The organism is Candidatus Caldatribacterium sp. SIUC1, from assembly GCF_051549785.1.
Lineage (GTDB): Bacteria > Atribacterota > Atribacteria > Atribacterales > Caldatribacteriaceae > Caldatribacterium.
Genome location: NZ_CP189974.1, coordinates 303,865 through 322,939, shown reverse-complemented (window position 1 = coordinate 322,939; position 19,075 = coordinate 303,865). Strand labels below are relative to the sequence as shown.

Sequence of the window (19,075 nt, the reverse complement as noted above, 5' to 3'; positions counted from 1 at the left end):
TTTCCCTCATTTCCTGGCAAGCTGGATTTCCTTTGTCCCTTTGGCAAGAACCCCTCGCAGGGCGTACCCGTATTTGGCGATATCCTGCTTGATGTCCTCGGGTTGCCCCTCAGAAGAAGTGTACTTCGCCTCGTACACGTAGACCACGACGTTTTTCCCCTCGGCGAATTCGGGGATTTCCTCGTTGAGGTTCTCGAGGAGGTTCACCCGGCGGAAGTCCCCCTTGGTGAAACGGAGAACGAAGAAGGGTTGAGGCGAGGAAACCTCAAGGGTCACGGGTTCGGTGACGTAGGTGTACTTGTCGTAGTCGGTTGAGGCCTGAACGAAGATGGTACCGCTACCCTGAACCTCGAGTTCCACCCGAACTTCGGGGACGTTCTGAACTTTCAGGACGTCAATTTTTCTGACCTTCACCTTTTCCACCGCAGCGAAAGCGACGCTTCCGGAAATGAGCACAGCAACAAGGCAGAGGACGATGAACTTCCGCATTCCCTTTCGCCTCCTTCGCAAGTATCTTCCTTCTCAATATCTCCACAGCGTAGCGCCTGTTCCCCTCAGGGGAGGTGGGGCCAGGGGTTGACGACCTTGCCGTAACGACGAACCTCGTAGTGGAGATGCGGGCCGGTGCTCCGGCCGGTGCTCCCAACTTCTCCGATCTTCTGCGCCTTTTTCACCCGGTCACCGACGTTCACAAGGATCCTTGAGAGGTGCCCGTAGACCGTTTCAAACCCAAAGTCGTGGCGGATGATGATGCACTTGCCGTAGTTCCCGTTCCACCCCGTGAAGACCACCCGACCCTCGGCGGCAGCCACGACACTTCGTCCCGGCGGAGCGGCGATGTCCACCCCGGTGTGCCAGGCCCGGCGACCGGTGAAGGGGTCCCGTCGCCAGCCATAGTTTGAAGAGACCCTTCCCCAGGTGGGCCAGCGGGAGGGGACGACTTCGAGAATCCGGTCCTTTTTCTGGGCAAGGTCGAGGATTTCCTCAAAAGCCCTTCGCCGCAGGAGGATCTCTCCCCGAAGCCAGATGAGGGTATCTTCGAGCGCCCGGGTAGCGAGGTCCTGAGGGGTGACCGGTGGGAGGAGAACCTGCGGGGGAAGGGGGAGGAAGGCGGCGAGTTCCGGTCCTCCTGCACCTTCCTGGGGAGCGAGGAAAAGCCCCCCAAGGAAACGGTGCAGGGGAATGCAGGTCTGCACCTCACTCGTTGAAAGCGACAGGGTCACCCCAAGCCGTTTGAGCTGGGACTGGAGGCTCTTCTCCATGAGTTCCCGCACCCTCTGTTCGAGTTCCCGGAGGGTATTGAGCTCGTTGAGGACGTTTTCCGCTTCCTTTGTGAGGTGCTCGAGTCTCGCTTCCTGTTCCTTTTTCTGGGCCTCAAGCACAAGGAGGTTTTTCCGCATCTCCTCGATTCTCGCCATGGTGGTGAAGAGTTCCCGCTTCATCCGGGACTGGTACCAGAGGACGCCCCCGATGCCAAGGCCAATGCCCACGCAGAGGATGACGAATCCAAGAAGGAGCGTCTGCCACCGCAGGTGCAGACGCCGCATCTGCCCCCGCAGGGGGCTAATCCAGAATACCGTGAGGTGACGCTTCACCCTTACCCCTCCTTATTCTGCCCGCGCAATGAGCGCGTAGAGCCTTTTGAGGTCGTCAAGGTCACGGTACGCAATGGTGATTCTTCCTTTCCCCACCCGAACCCGGGTGCCGAGGTAGTGGGTGAGGAGGTTTTCGATGTGCCTTTCTTCACTCTGGGGGGGTTCTGCAGGTATCGTTTCTTGCGCTTTCCTCTGGCGGGTGAGTTGCTCGGTGTCCCGCACAGAGAGCGACCGGCTGAGGATTTCCTCAAGAAGGGCTCGCTGCTCTTTTTCAGGAAGCCCAAGGAGAGCTTTGGCGTGCCCTAAAGAAAGGGTACCCCTTTCTACGAGCTTCTGGATATCCTCGGGGAGCTCAAGGAGCCGGAGGATGTTGGCTACCGTAGGACGCTTTTTCCCCAGGCGTTCGGCGACCTCTTCCTGGGTGAGCCCGAAACGCTCGATGAGCCTTTTGATTCCCCGGGCGAGTTCCATGGGGTTTAGGTCTTCCCGCTGGAGGTTCTCGACAAGGGCGAGCTCGAGCTTTTTCTCCTCATCAACCTCTTCGACGATCACCGGGACGGTCCTGAGCCCTGCTTTCTTGGCCGCTCTCCAGCGCCGTTCCCCGGCGATGATCTCAAAGCCCTCGGGGGTTTGACGCACGAGAATCGGCTGGAGGATCCCGTGCCGGCGGATGGACTCGGCGAGTTCCTCAAGTCGCTCCTCATCCATATGGGTGCGGGGCTGGAGGTCGCTTCCACGGAGCTTTTCGATGTCGACCTCCTGGATGGTGCGGCTTCCAAAAAGCCCGGCTCCCGGGATGAGTGCCTCAAGCCCTTTACCGAGACCACGCTTTGTCATGGACCCTCTCCAGAACCTCCTCGGCAAGTTCCCGGTACGCCTGGGCACCCCTTGAGGTGCCCTCGTAGAGCGTAATGGGTTTCCCGTAACTCGGGGCCTCGCTCAGACGGACGCTTCGGGGGATGATGGTACGGAAGACCTTTTCCTGGAAGACCCTCTGCACCTCCCTCACCACTTCCTGGGAGAGGTTGGTGCGGGGGTCGAACATCGTGAGGAGCACCCCCAGAAGCTCGAGGCGGGGGTTTAAGGCGCTCCGGACCATGGTGATGGTGGTCATGAGCTGACCCAGCCCCTCAAGGGCGTAGTACTCGCACTGGATGGGGACGAGAACGGCATGGGCAAAAGTCAGGGCGTTGATGGTGAGCAATCCCAAAGAAGGGGGACAGTCCACGAGAACCCAGTCAAAGCTCGGCACGAGGTGCTTGAGTCCTTCCCTGAGACGGGTCTCCCGGTTTGGCAGGGTGGCGAGTTCCACCTCGCCTCCCGCCAGACGGATCGTTGCAGGCAGAAGCCAGAGGCCCTGGACTTCGGTCTCCTTGAGGAGTTCTCCTGCTTCCACGCCGTTGATGAGGAGGTCGTACACGCACTGGGTGAGGGTTCTCCGTTCAATGCCCAGGCCGCTTGTGGCGTTCCCCTGGGGGTCGATGTCCACGATGAGCACCTGTTCTCCCCGCTCGGCAAGACACGCCCCCAGGTTCACGCAGGTTGTCGTCTTCCCCACGCCGCCTTTCTGATTGGCCACTGCAACTGCTGTCCCCATAGGCGTTCCTATTGTAACACAAAGTTTTTTCCGTCCTCAACACGGGAAGAATTTGAAGAGAACAAGCACCCAGCCGAGAACGTTCCCTGCGAGGATCCAGAACAGGGTTCCCTTTCTGGGTTCCGGATCAAGGGCAAGGAGGAACGCAAGGGGGAGGGAAGCAAAGGGAACCGTAAGGTGAGGCGCAGGGAGGGAGAGGACGAAAATGCCCCAGAAGATCAGAGCACGGAGGGGTCCGGAGAACAAGGCGGCGAGAAGAAAGGGTAGCGCAAGGACGAAGTTCTGGGTGCATGGAGTCGTGCTTTCGCCCCTGAGGAAGGCTTCAAGGGAAAACCCCGGGTCCTGAAAGGAAATCCATGCGTACCCTTCATAGACCCACCCGAAAAAGGGTGGTACACTCTGGAAGACGAGGAATGGGAAAAGGGCAAGCGCTGCAAGTGTTCCCCGGCGATACATTGGTACCCGGAGAGAACAGGCCTCGCAGGACGCAAAAACGGGCGAAAGCCAAAGCCCCAGAGGGTGGAGGCAGGCGCCAAAACCAAAGGCGAGGTTTCCCAGAAGAAGCCCTTCGAAGTTCTCCTCTGCGACGCTCTGGAGCATCGCAGAGAATCCCAAGGCAGCAAAGAGGGAGAAGAGTGTCAGGGCAGGTCGCATCAGGGTCCCGAAGAGGAAGACCGGAGAGAGGAGGACAAGGAGGGCAGAGTGGAGGTTCCCCCGCTTTACCCCGACAAGAAGGAGTGCCCAGGCAGTACCCCACCCGGTGACAAGGGGGAAGTATTCCCGGAAGGCCAGAGCAAGGAGCAGGGGAAACGGAGGAGACGTGGTGAGTATTCCCCTGGCGGGGTCGGGGAGGCTCCGGATTGAAAGAAGGCGGAGGAGGAAGAAGCGAACCTCCGGATTTGCGGGGGTTCCCCGGGTACTGATGATGCCCAGAAGGGCTGCAACGCACAGTGCGCCGTACAGCGCGCCTTTCTGTCTCATCGTTGCTTCCCCCTGTGGAGCCCGTGAACGGTTTTTTCCCAGAAGAAGGGCCGAGAGAAGAGCTGCCCAATGCCTTTCCAGGCAGCTACACCTGCGAGCATCCAGTACAAGGGGTTGAGAAGGGCAACGGGCAGGAGCTGGTCGAGGTTTCTCCGGAGGACGGCAAACATCGAGAAGTAGACACCGAGGAGGTTTCCCACAAAGAGGTTCACCGCACCGATGCACAGGAGCGCTCCGGAAAAGTAGGCGTTGAGGAAGCTCCCGCGAGTTGCAAGCCACGTGAAGAACACCCCCCAGAGCATGAGGGAGGCAGCGTATCCGAGAGGTGTTCCACCAATGAAAAGCCAGAGGGTCAGGAGTCCTCGAACGCCTGAGGCCCGAAGGGCGTAAAGAGGTCGCCTGGTGTGGACGAGGAACGTCTGGAGATACCCCTTGAGCCACCGGGATCGCTGGCGAATCCAGTTGCTGATTCGACTGTTGGCTTCTTCGTAGGTTGTGGACGGGAGAATACCGACCCGAAAGCCCCGGTAATGTGCCCGCATGCCGAGATCTGCGTCTTCGGTCACGTTGAAGGGGTCCCATCCACCAAGATCCCGCAGGGCCTCAGTCCGGAAGTGGTTTGACGTTCCCCCAAGGGGGATGGGGAGGCGAAGGCGAAAGAGTCCGGGGAGGAGGTAATCGAACCAGAAAGAGTACTCCAGGGTGAACAGGCGGGTGAGGAGATTCTGGGTGGGGTTGTAGAAGTTCAAAGCTGCCTGGAGGCAGATGTACTCTCTGGGGAGCTTTGAGAAGGCGACAACGGCTTTTTTGAGCTGGTCTTTTTCGGGGATGTCTTCCGCATCGTATATGGTGAGGAATTCTCCCCTTGCAAAGGCAAGACCGAAGTTACAGGCCCGGGGCTTTGTTTTTGGGTTTCCCCGGGGGATAAGGATGAAGCGGACGTTGTAGGGGGGGTGAGCTTCCTTACAGGCCTGGAGCGTTTCTGCGTCGTCTTCCTCGATGAGGAAGAGCACGTCGAGCTTTTCCTGGGGGTAATCGAGGGAACGGATGGATGCCACGAGTTGCTCTATGACCTCTTTTGGTTCCCGGTGGAGGGGCAGAAGGATGGTGTACACGGGGAGTGTGCGGGGATCGAGGGAAGCCAGATCCTCTTCGGTGATTTCGATAGGCTCTATTTTCCCTGTTCCCCGTATTCCCACGATGGTTTTGAAGAGGACGTGGGAGAGGAAGAGGAAGTTCGTGGCCGCAAAGAGTATCCGGATTGTAGCCTGCGGCGCAAAGAATGCTCCGAAAAGAAGAGTAAAGAGCACCGCAGTGAGGGTTCCCCATTGCCAGGGAACGAGGGGAGAAGCGGCTGACTCTTCCGGGGCTCGGAAGAAGAGCCCGGTAGTGGCTTCGGCGAGGAAACGCTCTTTGAAGAAAAAGTGGAGGAGCCAGTCGAGTTCGTAGGGGGTGATGAGGATCTTGGTTACGGGGACTTGGGGGAAGGTCTCCTCAAGCCAGATGTCCTGGGCCCTGTTGTCGGGAAAGGGGGTGAGGACTTCAAGCACGCCGTTCTCAATGCGGCGGGGGAACAGGGCAAGGCCGAGGAGGTCTTGGGGGTCAAAACGAAGGACAAGGCCCGGGTCGATACTCTCAAGGAGCTTCTCGAGGTCCCTTCCCGCGTAGAGGTACTTGCCCTGCTCGGCCAGGGCTTCATAGAGCGTTACCGGGTGCACGAGGCCCCGGGAGACGAGAATTTCCCCAAGAAGCCTCCCGCTTTCTTCCTGAAGGCGCAGGGCTTCTTCGAGTTCTTCTTTCGTGATGTACCCCCGGGATACAAGGATGTCGCCGAGGAGTTTCCGGCTCATAGCGGTCTTGTACGGACGAGCTTCCGGTACAGGGTAAGGCACCATACGAAAAGGGCGGCACAGACACCGGCAAAGATCAGGAGCCGCCACCGCAGGAAGGCTTCTTCGAGGGGAAAAGCGGTGCGTACGGCCACAAGCGTTTCTCCCCAGCCCTTCGGGGTGAAGAGCGCCACATTCCCCTTCATGGTGCGCAGCGTTCCTGCGCCCGTGAAGTGCGTGAGGAAGGCGCTGTAAGCAACGTCTCTACGCCCGATGGGGGTGAAGATGAGCGCCGGTTTCCCCAGGAGTTTTCGTGCTACGAGAACCCCAAGTGGCGTATCAGGGGCGAGGACGGAGGCTTCAAGGTATGGCAGGGGAGCGAGTACCAGGGCTTCGTCCCTGCGGGAGACGGGGACCTGTGAGAGCAACTTCCCGTCTCTATCGCAAATGAGGAGGTATTCCCGGAGCGCAGGTGGTGGGGTGAGGAGGAATCGGAAATCCCGTTCCTTGAGCGCCTTGAGAAAGGCAGGGAGAGAGAAGGACAGGGGTTTCCGCCGTGCCCCGGGAACGGTGTGCACCACCTCAAGGGCAAGGGGGGTTGCGTCGATTTCCCGGAGGGCACTGTAGAGTCGTGCCATCGCTTCGACTTCTTCGAGGGAGGGCTTTTCAGGAAGGACAACCCAGGCCTTTCCGGAGAACACCGTGGGGGCGTCGGCAAAGGTGATGGTATCCGGAACTCTCCTGAAGGTGCCAGAGAAATACGACTGCTCAAAGATTGTGGCTTCAAAAGGTATGGTTCCCCGCCGGCATTCCCCAACTTCCGGAAAGTACGAGAAGACAATGTCAAGAGCGTTTTCCCGCCCGAGAAGCCCCGGAGGGAGGAAAACGGTGTCTTTCTGGATACCTCTCCGTGCTGCTCTTGGAATCTTCCGGGTGAAAACGAGATTGCCGTTGAGGAAGACCTTGAGCAGCGCTTCCCCCTTCGGGGTCTCTGGAAGGGGTGTGCTTGAGAAGAGAAGGGTCAAGTGGAGGGCGGCAGGGATCCCCCCGAGATCCGCAAGGGTAAAGTACACCGTTTGCCGGAGTTCTCCAATGCCCCGGAGGGTCGTACTCCGCATGCCGAAGTCCCGGAGGGTACGTTTTCTCTCAAAAAAGGGAGGAAGGCTCCAGACCTTGAAGGAACGGTCCACAAGGAGCGAGGCTTCAGCGAGAACGCCCTGTACCCCTTGCGGGGTGAGATACAGCGTCGACCCGGAAAGCTCGATGTCCCGAAGGCCCCTGTCTCGAAGAACGATGGAGAGTTCTCTGGTATCCCCTTTTTCGGGGAGCCTTGGGGGCAACGTTGCGGTGGTGACTTCCCGCCGGGAACGGCGGAGGAACGCAAAGAGCTTCAGGTATGCGCCGAGGAGTTCTTTCGAGGACAGGTCTTCGGGGAGGAAGATGCGAATACGCGAGGCAGGGAAACGGAGGAAGTCCCGGACGGTCCAGCTCACGTCATCGAGATCCGCAAAGAGGCGACTTACTTGACGGATGCGGACGAAGAGGTCCCGGGAGAGAAGGTCCTCACAGAGGTTCTCGCTCCGCCAGAAGTTTCCCCGGATGTCAACCGGAAGCGTGTCTTTGAGCGCCAACCCCTCAAGGGGGGTGAAGGGGATCTGAACACGGTGTTCCCCGGGGCGAACTTCCCAGGAGGCAAGGAGGACCCCCTCGGCGTATACTGAAAGCGTTGCGCCACGGGGGAGGGTCGGAGAGGCAACGTACTCTAGAGAAAGCACCGTTTCCTTCGGGCGCATCCCGGGGACGACTGGGAGGTAGAGGGAAACAGAGGGTTCCGGACCCTCGAGGGTGATATCTCCGGGGATGCCGGTCATTTCCCGGAGCGTCCAGGAAAACGGTATTGCCACTCCCTCCCTGCACAGGAAGAACACGAGGCAGAACAGTACTGCACAGGTAAAGGCACTGCGCTTCATCGCTTCTCCCCTCCATCAAAGGTACACTCGAGTTTCCTGAAAAACCGCTTGAAGTGTGTGATGGCTGGAATACGGCCGGGGTCCTCAGCGTGTATGCGGGCAAGATGCATGCTCAGCCAGTCTCCGAAGGCCACAAGGGATAGAGCACGACACACACGTGTTGTTCCCTGGGCCCATACTTCAGAGGTTTTGCAGTCGCTCTTTGCCACATGCCTCAGGTATGCTCGGGCCATGGTGGTGCAGAACCTCGGTTCCTCTGGGTCGTGGAGGAAGACAAATGACAGGGGCAACGTCTCGGGGTGCGCAAACCCCACGATTTCGTTGTGCATGGCTTCAGGAAGTACGCTTGCGAAGGCCACGTGCTTGGCGTTCTCGTTGCACTGAGTCTTGAATCGCCAGGCGGCAACGTCTGTGAAGTGTTCGATGCCCACGAAGACCGGAATGGTGCCCGCTATGTCCCTCGCTATGCGGTACGGGGAACCTGCAGGTGAAGCATACGTGGGAATGATTTCCTCGAGGTACTTCCCCGTCTCCTCAAGGTCCCGGGCGAAAGAGAGCCCGGGGAAGAGTCCCTCAAAAGCCCCAAGGAGCCCCCCGACCATGTACCCCAGGGCAAATCGGGGTTGCAGGCCCCCGGGAAGGAGCACAAAGACGTCCTCCTCGTGTTTTTCCCTTTCAAGCGTACCTCCCTGGGAAAGGAGAAGAAGCAGCGCCTTTCTTTCCCGAGCTTCCCGGGTAAGGGCCAGGGTCTCTTCGGTGTTCCCCGAGTACGTGGAGGCTATACACAGGGTGTTTTCGTCGACCCAGGAGGGTAGGGGAGGAGAGGAGATGGTATGGAAAGGAAGCGAAAGAGAAGGCCTGAGGACATGGGCAAGAATCCTTCCACTGATTCCCGAACCGCCGATGCCGCAGAAGAGAATGCCCTTTGGCGGGCGGGCAAGGGGTTTTGTGGCGGATGCTTTCCCCCTTCGATACCCCTCGGAAATGTGCTTCGGGAAATCGCAAAGGAACGATTCCACCATCTCCCCCCTTCCTCGTGGGTACTGCTCTCCCCATGTATACCAGAAAAACAGGGTTGAGGAAAGGGGGGAGGTGGTGCTATTCGCGGATTGGGAGCCTTGCCCCATCCCGTAAGAAAACGGGGATACGTTCTATCGGGGCGTCGGCCTCAATCCACTGGCCTCCCTCGTAGGTGACTTCCGTGTAGGGGTCGGTGAAGCGGGCACCTCTTGGCAGGTACACGCGGCGTTTCCTCGCCCCTTCTTCCACTACCGGAGCGACGAGGAGGTCCGGCCCAAAGAAGTACGCATCCTCCACGGTGTAGCAGGTGGGGTCTTCGGGGAATTCGAGGAAGAGCGGCCGCATGAAGGGGATACCCTCTTCATGGGCTTTCCTCATCCCTTCGAGGATGTAGGGCTTCAGGCGTTCCCGAAGGAAGAGGAGCTCTTTGAGGATGGCGTATGCTTCTTCCCCGAAAGACCACACCTCATTCGGTCCCCCGGTGAGTTCATACGCTGGACAAGAGTTGGGGTCTTCAGGGTAGGGGAGGCGGAATCCGTGGAGGCGGAAGATGGGGCAGAACACCCCAAACTGGAACCAGCGAACGATGAGTTCTCGGAAACTCGGACTCTCCGGGTCTCCACCGTAGAACCCCCCGATGTCTGTCGTCCACCAGGGGATGCCGCAGACGGCCATGTTGAGGCCAGCCTTGATTTGTTTCCGGAGGGATTCGAAGGTTGAGGGGATGTCTCCGGACCACACCACGACGCCAAACCGCTGGCTTCCAAGCCAGGCGCAGCGAATGAGGTTGACGATTTCGGTTTCACCGGCCTCTTTCATCCCCTCAAAGAAGGCCTGGGCGTAGAAGAAGGGGTAGATGTTGCTCACCTCAAGGCCGTTCCCGAGGAAGTACCGGAGGTTGTCGTAGTCGTAGGGGAGGACGTTGTCGTACCCGAACCCGGGCATCCCGAGTTCCGGCTCAGCCTCGTCAAGCCAGAACATCTTGATGCCGTAGCGGTAGTAGTTCTCCCGCACCTTCTCCCAGATGAATTTCCTGGCCTCAGGATTCGTGGCGTCGAAAATGGTGGTGATGCCCCGGAAGGTGAAAAGGACCGGAATGCCCCGCTCCGTCCGGATGAGGAACCCCCGCTCGGCCATCTCCCGGTAGTTCTCGCTCTGAATGTCCACCGTGGGCCAGATGGAGACCATGACCTTCACGCCGAGTTCCTGGAGTTCCTGGACCATTCTCTGGGGGTCCGGCCAGTACCGGGGATCGAACCTCCAGTCCCCCTGGTGGGGCCAGTGGAAGAAGTCGATGACGATGACTGAGAGGGGCAGGCCCCGTCTTTTGTACTCCCGGGCGACCTCGAGGAGCTCTTCCTGCGTCCGGTAACGGAGCTTGCACTGCCAGAACCCCAGGGCCCACTCGGGAATCATGGGCGGTTTCCCGGTGATTTCGGCGTAGCGGCGGAGGATGTCCTTTGGAGTATCCCCGGCAATGACAATGTAGTCGATTTGCCGTGCTCCCTCAGCAACGAAGAGGGTGTGGTTGCGCACAAGCTCTGCCCTCCCTATGGAGGGGTTGTTCCAGATGAATCCGTATCCCCGGGAGGACAGAAGGAAGGGAATGCTCACCTGGGTGTTGCGCTGGGCAAGCTCCAGGACGCACCCTTTGAGGTCAAGGCAGTCGTTGGCGTACTGTCCCATACCGAAGAAGTGCTCATTGGGATGGGCCTTGAAGTACAGGGCGATGTGGAAGAGTTCAGAACTCCGAGCCTTGTAGTTCCTGGCCTTCAGGAGGTCGGCGTTCAGCACCCTCCCGTCAATCCAGAGTTCCTCAAGGAGCACCTGCCCGTTTCGGCCTTTGTAGCGGACACTCCCCCGGGCATCGATTTCGGCGGTGATGTCCCCGTTCCGGATGGTCGCCTTTTCAGGGGTTATGGTGATTTCCGGCTCTACCTCTTCTTGCGGGAGAAGGGTCCAGTCAAGAGGCTCAATGCGTCCCCGCAAAGAAGATCGGAAACGGAGGCAATCCCGTCCGAAGGGTTCAATCCAGATGAGCTCACCACCTCCCTCTGCCACAAGCCTTGTTCCTTCACGATGGAAACGCACAGCGCACCACCTCCAGGTTTACTCTTTGAACGCTCCTGCCGTGAGTCCCGCAACGATGGCCTTCCCCGCAAGGAGGGCCACTATGAGGGGGAAGACGGCGAAGATCATGCTCCCCGCCAGGAGTTTGTTCCACTGGACACCGTACTGTCCGATGAAGTTGTAGAGCCCGATGCTCATGGGCTGGAGTGTCCGCTCTTTGAGAAAAGAAAGGGCGAAGATGAAATCCCCCCAGGCAAGGATGAGGGTGAGGATGCTTGCCGTGGCGATGGCAGGGCTTGCCAAAGGCAGGATGATACTCAGGAATATCCGTAGAAACCCTGCACCGTCAATGAGCGCCGCCTCCATGAGCCCGGTAGGAATGGCCTGAATGTAAGCGTTGAGGACAATGGTGGCAAAGGGGATGGTGAAGACAGAAATCCCAAAAATCACCCCCAGGTAGTTGTTGATGAGGCCGATGCGGTTGAAGATGAGGAAAAGCGGGATAATGACCGCAGTGGCCGGGAGCACCTGGGTGAAGGCAAGGATCAGCGATGCAGGCCTTTTCAGGGTGAAATGGAACTTGGCAAGGGCGAAAGCCGAAGGGAGGGCCACAAGGAGGGTGACGCAAAGGACTCCCAGGGCAATGATGACGCTGTTTTTCAGGTACAGGGAAAGCGTGAGGAAGGCATCCCGGTAGTAGGCGAGGGTGGGATTGGGAGGGAAAAGGTGGGGAGGTTTGTGGAAGATTTCGGCCACACTCTGGAACCCGGCGATGGCGATGAAGTAGAGGGGGAGAATAACAATCACCGTGGGGATGAGGGCGTACACCGTCCACTTCCATCGGTGGTGTTTCCGCTCCATGTCAGACCTCCCTCTGGAAGAGATTGAGCAGCGCCGTGAGCAGGGCTACAACAAGGACCATGACGATGAGGACGGCGGAAGCCTTTCCGAAGTGGAGCTTGTTGAAGGCCAAAGAGTACGACAGGGTGCTGAAGAGGTGTGAGACGTCTCCTGGTCCTCCCTGGGTGATGATCCAGACAAGGTCAAAGACCTTCACCGTGAAGATGCACCCCAGAGTCAGGGTGGCAAGGATCACCGGGCGCAGAAGGGGTGTGATGATGAAAAGCACTTTCTGCCACCCTGTAGCCCCGTCGATTTCGGCACTTTCGAGGAGCTCTTCGGGAATCCCCTGAAGGCCGGTGTAGAGGAGGACGAAGTTGAAGGGGATGCCGAGCCAGATGTTCGCCATGGTCACGGAGAAAATGGGGAGATGGCCACTTGTGATCCAGGGAATGGGGCGTTCGATGAGCCGGAAGGCAAGGAGGAACCCGTTGAGCATTCCGTTGTCGCTGAAGAACCAGCGGAAAAAGGAGCCGCTCACGATGATGGGCAGGACCCAGGGGACCATAATGAGGCTCTGGAACACCCCCTTGAGGGGGAAGGAACGGTTGAAGAGGAGGGCAAGGAGGAACCCGATGGTGAACTGGAAGAGAATCGAAAGACCGGTGAAAAGGAGGGTGTTCGAGAAGGTCCGCTGGAAAATGGGGTTGGCGAAGAGCTCTCTGTAGTTGCCGAGGCCCACGAAGCGGGCGGTTCCCTGGATGTAGGTGATGAAGGTAACGTCCCGGAGGCTCAGAGAGACATTGTACAGAAGGGGATAAAGCCCAAAGAGAAGGACGTAAAGCAACGCCGGGAGGAGGAAAAAGTACGCAACCTTTGTTCCTTTCATGACGCTCATCCTTCCGGGGAGGGGAGAACCCCTCCCCGCTTTGTCACTGTGCTGCAGCGGCGATGAGTTCCCGGGCCTGCTTCCGGTACGCCTCGTACTCCTCTGGAGAGAAGAGCCCCCGGATGGCCTCAGCGGCCTCTTTCAGGGCCTCCTCAGGCGTCTTCATACCGGTGAGTGCCCGCTGGATCGCCGTCCAGACGGTTGAGGACACATCGGGATACTTCTCAAGACCACCCACAAGGGGTCTTGGCAGGGCGTATCTTGCCTGCTCCAGGAAGGGCGCGAGGATGGGTTTCTGAGCGGCAATCTTTTCCGCTGCCGAGGCCCGGGTGGGGAGTCCCCCGTGCTCGAGGTTTGCCGCAAGCATCCCGTCAGTGGAGGCGATGAAGCTTAAGAATTCCCAGGCAACGGCGAGTTTCTTCGGGTCTTTCGTGCTTGCGCCGATACCGTAGCATTCTCCACCGAAAGGCACGATGGGCTTTGCGCCTTCCTTTGGAACAGGCAGAGCGGCAACGCCGACGTCACCGAGCTTTTCGAGGACATCCGGAGTGAGGTGCCAGCCGAATTCCCAGTTCCCATTCTCCATCATGGCCACTTCACCGTTGATGAACCACTGGGTGACGTCACCCTGGCCAGAGACGTTGACGACATCCCGGGGAGTGTACCCTTGCTCCACCATGTCCACGAGGAAGCTCAGGGCTTCGACGGCTTCTTTCTGGTCAAGTTCCAGGAGGCTTCCGCCGTTACTCCACAGGAAGGGCTCAAACTGCCAGGTGCCCTCTTCGCTTGCGGTAGCGCAGAAGCCGAACCCGTAAATGCCGAGGGCTTCCTTGATTTTCGCGCTGACCTCTTTGAGCTCTGCCCAGGTCTTCGGAGGTTCGGCAATTCCTGCCTTCTCGAGGAGGCTCTTCCGGTAAAAGAGGGCGAGGTTGTTGGTGGTAACCTGGAAGGCGTAGATTTTCCCGTCGGCGCTCGTGAGGTCCCGGTGGCCCTTGAAGAAGTCCTCCCAGTTCTCCCAGCCCCACTCCTTCACTTTGTCGGTGATGTCAAGGTACACGCCGGCTTTGATGAGGTTGGGCACCCAGGGGTTGTCGGCCATGACAACTTCCGGGAGCGTTCCTGTGAGGGCCTGCTGGAGGATGGTGGGGAGGAGCTGGGCAAAGGGAATGAACACGTGCTTGACCTCAACGTCGGGGTTCTTTTTCATGTACTCCTCGGCCCACCGATCAACGAATTTTGCCATCCCTCCTGCAGGGTCGAAGTAATCCTGGATGGTCACCGTCACCTTCTGGGCATACGCCCCACCGAAAGCCGCAAGGAAAAGACCCAAAACCACCACAACGCCAAGGAGCCGATACCACCGCATGTTGCTTTCCTCCTTTCTCAGGATTTTTCCAAAGCACTCCGGACTGGGTCAAACACCGGCAAACCCTTCTGGTTCTCACCCCCTCTCACCACGTGGCCCAATGGAACATCCTTCCACAAAATCCGCCTCGAGGTACTTCCCCACTGGTCCCTGCACTTTCCCCTCAATGAGGTCGATGAGGAGCCTTGCAGTCTCATACCCCAGGTCTTCCGTCCGCACACGGATGCCCGAAAGCTGGGGGACGTAAAAGCGGTAGTTGTCGGTTTCGATGTTCCCAAGAATCGATACATCCTGGGGGACGCGGAAACCCAGATCCTGCAGGGCCCGCAGGGCACTTAAAGCTAAGGACTCGGCGATGACGAAAAGCGCCGAAAAGGCTATACCCTGTTCCTTGAGTTTTCCGAGTTTTCCGGCCACCTCATCCTTCTCGATTTCCTCGGTGAGGATGAGCTCCTCCCGGAGGGGGATGCCACGCTCTTTCAAGGCTTTACTGTACCCGGCAAGTCGCTGCATGGTGTAGACCCGCCCCCGGGAAAGGCCGAGGAACACGATGTCTCTGTGGCCCAGCTCAAGGAGCCGCTGCACCGCTTTGTAGGAGACCTCCTCCTGGTTGTGGTCCACCCAGCTCATCCAGGAGATGTCCTCGCCTTCAGGTTTACCGATGCTCACAAAGGGTATCCGGAACTCCCGAAGAACAACAAAGCGGGGATCGTTCACGAAGATTTCGCTCACGATGAATCCGTCGACACTCCGGCTTCGAACCAGCGCCTCGTAGTGGAATTCGGTATCGCAGGATTTCGCGCTTGTGGTGATGAGCAGCTGGTAACTCGCCTCCTCACAGGCCCGGGCAACACCGCTCAAAAACCCTGGGAAGAAGAAGGTGTTGGCGATGAGGTTGGCAGGAAGGTGCGGGAAAAGGAGCGCAATGGTCCGGGTACGGTTGGATTTGAGGCTTCGGGCAGCCCTTTTGGGGACGTACCCGTACTCTTTGATGATGCGCTCAATGCGAGCCCGGGTTTTGGGACTCACCTGGTCCACCCGTCCGTTGAGGACGTTGGAGACCGTGGCTTTTGAGACTCCGGCCAAACGGGCGATTTCGGCGATGGTCATCATGGGCGTATCTGAACCGGTTTACTGAACCGGTTAAGCCAAGTATAGGAAAGGGGAAGAGGGTTTGTCAAGGCGGGCACTCCAGAACTTCCAGGAAGCGCCCTTCGGCCTCCTTGTAAAGACCGACAAAATGGCGAAGGCCTTGCTTCGGACTCAGCTCATCGAACGGGTCAAAAAGAACGAAGCCACCAGCCCTCCGCCAATGCCTATAAAGAGGAAGGCAGGGAGGAGAAGCCAGGGAGTAACCCGTCCGACAAGTTGAGTCAGGAGAAATCCCGCTCCCATTCCCGCAAGGACGAGACCTCCCTTCAGGAGGTCCTGTGGTGATGGGGGTGGCTTGAGGTCTTTGGGGTTTAACCCTCGCGCGATCATGGCCATCTTCTCCCGGTGCTCGGCAAGGATAGCCACAATCGCCACGAGCATCCCTACAATCGGAACAAGGACGAATATCCACTCCACGTGTTCTCCCTCCTTCAGGGTAAGGGAAGTCCGTCGTTCCTTTCGTCCCGGGCCTTCTTTTGTGACTCACAATCCCCAAAGTTCACTACCAGCGGTGGTGCACATCGGGGAGAATGTACTCTTTGTAAATCTCCCGGATCCTCTCCATAACGTCCTCCTGCAGGGGAGGCAAATCGGAGGCTTTGGCGTTTTCCTCTGCCTGGCGGGGGTTCTTGGCCCCCGGAATGACCGTGCTCACTTCAGGAAACATGAGAATCCACTTGAGGGCAAACTGGGCCATGGTGAAGCCCGGGGAAACGAGAGTCCTGAGCTCTTCGACCGCCTCCAGGCCTTTTTCAAAATCCACCCCGGCGAAGGTCTCTCCCCGGTCGAAGGCCTGGCCGTAGCGGTTGAAGTTACGGTGGTCGTCGGGCGGGAAAACGGTGTCTTTTGTCACCTTCCCGGTGAGAAGGCCACTGGCAAGGGGCACCCGGGCGATGATGGCTACCCGCTTTTCCCGGCAGCGGGCAAAGAAGAGCTCTGCGGGTCTTTGCCGGAAGATGTTGAAGATCACCTGCACGCTGCGCACCCCGGGATACTCGATGGCTTTCAGCCCTTCTTCCACCTTCTCCACGCTGACGCCGTAGTAGCGGATTTTCCCCTGGGCAACCAGTTTGTCGAGGGCAGCGAACACTTCGGGGCGATAGTAGACCTCCGTGGGCGGGCAGTGGAGCTGCAGGAGGTCGATGGTCTCCACCTCGAGGTTTTTCAGGCTCCGCTCCACGAACTTTGTGAGGTTCTCTTCAGTGTAGCCGTCGGCCGTATGGGGCACAAGGCGCCTTCCTGCCTTTGTCGCCACAAAGACACGCTCTTTGCGGTCTTTCAGGACCCGGGCAATGAGACGCTCGCTTTTGCCGTCTCCGTAGACATCGGCCGTGTCGATGAAGTTCACCCCGCAGTCGATGGCCCGGTGCAGGGCTGCGATGGCATCTTCTTCGTCAACTTTCCCCCAGCCCCCTCCTATGGCCCAGGCCCCAAAACCCACCTCACTCACCGCCCAGCCACACCTGCCAAATACCCGGTAGTTCACGGTACCACCCCCTCAGGAAGCAACGCTTTCTCCAGATAGCCTTCCTCTTCAGTTGCTCCCTCCGGTAGCTAGAGGGAGCTCATCGCTCGAGTTCCTCGATCCTCTTTTTGACATGCTCGATGTACGGGGAAAGAACGGCAATAACCCTCTGGGCCAGTTCTTCCGCACTGCGGATAGAGGGGTCCTGAATGGCAAGATACGCACTGAACGCTATAAGCCCGGTGGCGTCCTCAGAAAAAGTGACGGACCTATTGAAGGTATCGACGTTCACGAGCCATCCTTCGGGAAAATCCACCACTCCGGTGATTAAGGGGTTGTCACCAAAAGTCTGACCGAGGTCGAGCTGCTTCCAGCGGACGGTAACCCGAGGCGAAGGAGGCGTCACCGTGATGCCCCCTGTTGCCCCTGTCCCCCAAAGCCCGGAAAAAGGCCACCCGGCACCAGCGGAGAAGGCGAGGCGCCCGGAGCCGTACTCCCCTGCCCTTCGGGAGCAAGAGGAGGAAGTCCACTCTGAGTGGATTCCTGCGCCAGCACAAAAGGAGCAACGAAGAGGAACACCAGAAGAAATATCCCAACCTTCATGGCTCTATCCCCTCCTTGCGTGATCTTCCCCATTATACCCTTTTCCGAGTCAATGTGGAACTCTGGTTTTTTGCGGGATAGCGTCAACCTATTCGTGCCTTGCGCCAGGGCTTTGGGGGTCGTGCCCTCGCTGCCGGGATGTTGCTGAGGATTTCCCGGAAGACCTCCCTCCTTATCCCCCGTTCCTTCTGGACAATTTCAGGGGAATGGGAGAGGGCTTCCGCCTTTTTGGGGTTTTCAGAAAGTCACGTAAAGACGGCGAGGTTTATCCTTTCAAGGCCTGGGTAAACTGGCCCCGGAACGTATCCGAGGCCAGCTTTTTTCAGGGGTTCTTCCGGGTGTTACAGGCACATCCTGAGGATGGCCAGGACGTCTTCTTTTTTGAGTTTTTTCACCGAACCCAAAGGACCCCGTCTGGTGGCCTTTTCCGCCATGGTTTCGAGGAGCTCCTCCCCAATGCCCACTTCCCGAAGCGTTGTGGGAGCACCAATCTCCCGGAACCATTCCCGGGTTCTTTCAATGCCGGCTCTCCCGAGGTCTTCGTCGCTTCGGTTCCCGCGGGGGATACCCCACACCCGCTCGGCGAACTGGGCGAATTTCCCCGGGATTTCATCAAGGACGTACGTCATCCACTGGGGGAAAACAATGGCCAGGCCCGCCCCGTGGGGAATGTCGTAGAAGGCGCTCAATTCGTGCTCGATGTCGTGGCTTGACCAGTCACCCTCAACACCCGCCTCAAGGAGATGATTGAGAGCCAGCGTCCCGCACCACATGATGGTGGCCCGGGCATCGTAGTCTTTGGGGTTTTCGAGGACTCTCGGGGTGTACTCGATGATGGTCTTCATGATGCTTTCTGCCAGGCGGTCCTGGAGGGGGGTTTCGGGGGTGTTGTGGAAGTACTGCTCGAACACATGGGCCATCATGTCCACGATGCCGTAGACGGTGTGGTCTTTCGGAACGGTGAAGGTGTTTTCAGGGTCGAGAATCGACACATCGGGGAAGAGTGCCGGATGCCCGAGTCCGAGTTTCTCTTTCGTCGCTTCGTTCGTGATGACTGCATTGTGGTTCATCTCTGAACCTGTGGCCGCCAGGGTCAGAACGGTCACAAGGGGAATCCTCCCGGGGACCTTGCTCTTGTCGATGAAGAAGTCCCAGGGGTCGCCTTCGTAGCGCGCCCCGGCGGCGATGATTTTGGCGCTGTCGAGGACGCTGCCGCCACCCACAGCCAGCACAACCTCGATGTTCTTCTCTTTGCAGAGCCTTACCCCTTCTCTGACTTTGCTGAGAGTAGGATTGGGCTTGATGCCTGGAAGCTCGAAGACCTCGAGGTTGTGCTGAGTGAGGCTCCGGTGGATCCGGTCGTAGAGCCCTGTCTTTTTGATGCTGCCGCCACCGTACACGAGAAGCACCCTTTTCCCGAACCCGGCGCAAACCTCGCCAGTACGGTCTGTGGTCCCTTTCCCGAAGAGTACCCTTGTGGGATTGTAGAATTCGAAGTTCTCCATCGTCTCAACCCCCTCTTCGGGTATTGTACCATGAGGTGGGTGCTTTTTGAGGACAAGGAGCGAAAGATACGAAACCCCCTCAAAAGAAGAGGGAGAGAACGTCAGGCGGTTCGTTCCTCCCAGGTCTTCCCCAAGGAGGCAGAGGGGGAACGCCGCTGCGAGATGCTCGAGGTGCTCTCTGTCCTTCAGCGCG

At 58.6% G+C, this 19,075-nt stretch carries 18 protein-coding genes; all 18 read right to left on the bottom strand.

Annotated elements, in window-relative coordinates:
• Nucleotides 1-6: 6 nt before the first annotated feature.
• Entirely contained in the window at nt 7-489 is a 483-nt protein-coding gene (locus ACP6EK_RS01635) for a hypothetical protein (RefSeq protein WP_438316951.1), read from the bottom strand.
• A gap of 65 nt (nt 490-554) precedes the next feature.
• Nucleotides 555-1,595: a peptidoglycan DD-metalloendopeptidase family protein gene (locus ACP6EK_RS01630; RefSeq protein ID WP_438316948.1), complete on the bottom strand. Its 1,041-nt coding sequence runs from the start codon at nt 1,593-1,595 to the stop codon at nt 555-557.
• 12 nt (nt 1,596-1,607) lie between these two features.
• Nucleotides 1,608-2,432 (bottom strand): ParB/RepB/Spo0J family partition protein, encoded by an 825-nt coding sequence (locus ACP6EK_RS01625; protein WP_438316945.1) that lies wholly within the window; start codon nt 2,430-2,432, stop codon nt 1,608-1,610.
• Nucleotides 2,410-3,192: a ParA family protein gene (locus ACP6EK_RS01620; RefSeq protein WP_438316942.1), complete on the bottom strand. Its 783-nt coding sequence runs from the start codon at nt 3,190-3,192 to the stop codon at nt 2,410-2,412. Before ACP6EK_RS01620 ends, ACP6EK_RS01625 begins: the two co-directional genes overlap by 23 nt.
• Nucleotides 3,193-3,228: 36 nt before the next feature.
• Nucleotides 3,229-4,173, bottom strand: a complete 945-nt coding sequence (locus ACP6EK_RS01615) for a hypothetical protein (protein WP_438316939.1) — start codon at nt 4,171-4,173, stop codon at nt 3,229-3,231.
• Nucleotides 4,170-6,023, bottom strand: a complete 1,854-nt coding sequence (locus tag ACP6EK_RS01610; RefSeq protein WP_438316936.1) for a glycosyltransferase family 2 protein — start codon at nt 6,021-6,023, stop codon at nt 4,170-4,172. Before ACP6EK_RS01610 ends, ACP6EK_RS01615 begins: the two co-directional genes overlap by 4 nt.
• Nucleotides 6,020-7,972 carry a cellulose biosynthesis cyclic di-GMP-binding regulatory protein BcsB gene (locus ACP6EK_RS01605; RefSeq protein WP_438316933.1) on the bottom strand — a complete coding sequence of 651 codons (1,953 nt, stop codon included), beginning with the start codon at nt 7,970-7,972 and terminating at the stop codon, nt 6,020-6,022. Before ACP6EK_RS01605 ends, ACP6EK_RS01610 begins: the two co-directional genes overlap by 4 nt.
• Nucleotides 7,969-8,994, bottom strand: coding sequence for an SIS domain-containing protein (locus ACP6EK_RS01600; protein ID WP_438316930.1), 1,026 nt, complete (start codon nt 8,992-8,994; stop codon nt 7,969-7,971). Before ACP6EK_RS01600 ends, ACP6EK_RS01605 begins: the two co-directional genes overlap by 4 nt.
• A 76-nt stretch (nt 8,995-9,070) precedes the next feature.
• Nucleotides 9,071-11,083 carry a glycoside hydrolase family 31 protein gene (locus ACP6EK_RS01595; RefSeq protein ID WP_438316927.1) on the bottom strand — a complete coding sequence of 671 codons (2,013 nt, stop codon included), beginning with the start codon at nt 11,081-11,083 and terminating at the stop codon, nt 9,071-9,073.
• Nucleotides 11,084-11,101: 18 nt separating this feature from the next.
• Nucleotides 11,102-11,923, bottom strand: a complete 822-nt coding sequence (locus ACP6EK_RS01590) for a carbohydrate ABC transporter permease (RefSeq protein ID WP_438316924.1) — start codon at nt 11,921-11,923, stop codon at nt 11,102-11,104.
• Nucleotide 11,924: 1 nt separating this feature from the next.
• Nucleotides 11,925-12,791: a carbohydrate ABC transporter permease gene (locus tag ACP6EK_RS01585; protein WP_438316921.1), complete on the bottom strand. Its 867-nt coding sequence runs from the start codon at nt 12,789-12,791 to the stop codon at nt 11,925-11,927.
• 43 nt (nt 12,792-12,834) lie between these two features.
• Nucleotides 12,835-14,157 carry an ABC transporter substrate-binding protein gene (locus ACP6EK_RS01580; RefSeq protein ID WP_438316918.1) on the bottom strand — a complete coding sequence of 441 codons (1,323 nt, stop codon included), beginning with the start codon at nt 14,155-14,157 and terminating at the stop codon, nt 12,835-12,837.
• 75 nt (nt 14,158-14,232) lie between these two features.
• Complete coding sequence (locus ACP6EK_RS01575) at nt 14,233-15,270, bottom strand: LacI family DNA-binding transcriptional regulator (protein WP_438316915.1); 1,038 nt, start codon at nt 15,268-15,270, stop codon at nt 14,233-14,235.
• A 150-nt stretch (nt 15,271-15,420) separates the two neighbouring features.
• The gene (locus ACP6EK_RS01570) at nt 15,421-15,726 is read right to left on the bottom strand and encodes a DUF6249 domain-containing protein (RefSeq protein ID WP_438316913.1); all 306 of its coding nucleotides are present in this window, start codon (nt 15,724-15,726) and stop codon (nt 15,421-15,423) included.
• An 85-nt stretch (nt 15,727-15,811) separates the two neighbouring features.
• Complete coding sequence (locus ACP6EK_RS01565; protein ID WP_438316910.1) at nt 15,812-16,795, bottom strand: aldo/keto reductase; 984 nt, start codon at nt 16,793-16,795, stop codon at nt 15,812-15,814.
• A 79-nt stretch (nt 16,796-16,874) separates the two neighbouring features.
• On the bottom strand, nt 16,875-17,180 hold the full coding sequence (locus ACP6EK_RS01560) for a hypothetical protein (protein ID WP_438316907.1): 306 nt from the start codon (nt 17,178-17,180) through the stop codon (nt 16,875-16,877).
• Nucleotides 17,177-17,377, bottom strand: a complete 201-nt coding sequence (locus tag ACP6EK_RS01555) for a hypothetical protein (protein ID WP_438316905.1) — start codon at nt 17,375-17,377, stop codon at nt 17,177-17,179. The genes ACP6EK_RS01560 and ACP6EK_RS01555 overlap by 4 nt, the downstream gene beginning before the upstream one ends.
• Before the next feature lie 341 nt (nt 17,378-17,718).
• Nucleotides 17,719-18,882 carry an iron-containing alcohol dehydrogenase gene (locus tag ACP6EK_RS01550; protein ID WP_438318815.1) on the bottom strand — a complete coding sequence of 388 codons (1,164 nt, stop codon included), beginning with the start codon at nt 18,880-18,882 and terminating at the stop codon, nt 17,719-17,721.
• Nucleotides 18,883-19,075: the final 193 nt, after the last annotated feature.

Excerpts from the sequence above, each read along its gene's own strand:
- ACP6EK_RS01635 (WP_438316951.1), bottom strand. The coding sequence starts at position 489 with ATGCGGAAGTTCATCGTCCTCTGCCTTGTTGCTGTGCTCATTTCCGGA.
- ACP6EK_RS01625 (WP_438316945.1), bottom strand. The coding sequence starts at position 2,432 with ATGACAAAGCGTGGTCTCGGTAAAGGGCTTGAGGCACTCATCCCGGGA.
- ACP6EK_RS01620 (WP_438316942.1), bottom strand. The coding sequence starts at position 3,192 with ATGGGGACAGCAGTTGCAGTGGCCAATCAGAAAGGCGGCGTGGGGAAG.
- ACP6EK_RS01615 (WP_438316939.1), bottom strand. The coding sequence starts at position 4,173 with ATGAGACAGAAAGGCGCGCTGTACGGCGCACTGTGCGTTGCAGCCCTT.
- ACP6EK_RS01610 (WP_438316936.1), bottom strand. The coding sequence starts at position 6,023 with ATGAGCCGGAAACTCCTCGGCGACATCCTTGTATCCCGGGGGTACATC.
- ACP6EK_RS01605 (WP_438316933.1), bottom strand. The coding sequence starts at position 7,972 with ATGAAGCGCAGTGCCTTTACCTGTGCAGTACTGTTCTGCCTCGTGTTC.
- ACP6EK_RS01600 (WP_438316930.1), bottom strand. The coding sequence starts at position 8,994 with ATGGTGGAATCGTTCCTTTGCGATTTCCCGAAGCACATTTCCGAGGGG.
- ACP6EK_RS01590 (WP_438316924.1), bottom strand. The coding sequence starts at position 11,923 with ATGGAGCGGAAACACCACCGATGGAAGTGGACGGTGTACGCCCTCATC.
- ACP6EK_RS01585 (WP_438316921.1), bottom strand. The coding sequence starts at position 12,791 with ATGAAAGGAACAAAGGTTGCGTACTTTTTCCTCCTCCCGGCGTTGCTT.
- ACP6EK_RS01580 (WP_438316918.1), bottom strand. The coding sequence starts at position 14,157 with ATGCGGTGGTATCGGCTCCTTGGCGTTGTGGTGGTTTTGGGTCTTTTC.
- ACP6EK_RS01575 (WP_438316915.1), bottom strand. The coding sequence starts at position 15,270 with ATGATGACCATCGCCGAAATCGCCCGTTTGGCCGGAGTCTCAAAAGCC.
- ACP6EK_RS01555 (WP_438316905.1), bottom strand. The coding sequence starts at position 17,377 with ATGAAGGTTGGGATATTTCTTCTGGTGTTCCTCTTCGTTGCTCCTTTT.
- ACP6EK_RS01550 (WP_438318815.1), bottom strand. The coding sequence starts at position 18,882 with ATGGAGAACTTCGAATTCTACAATCCCACAAGGGTACTCTTCGGGAAA.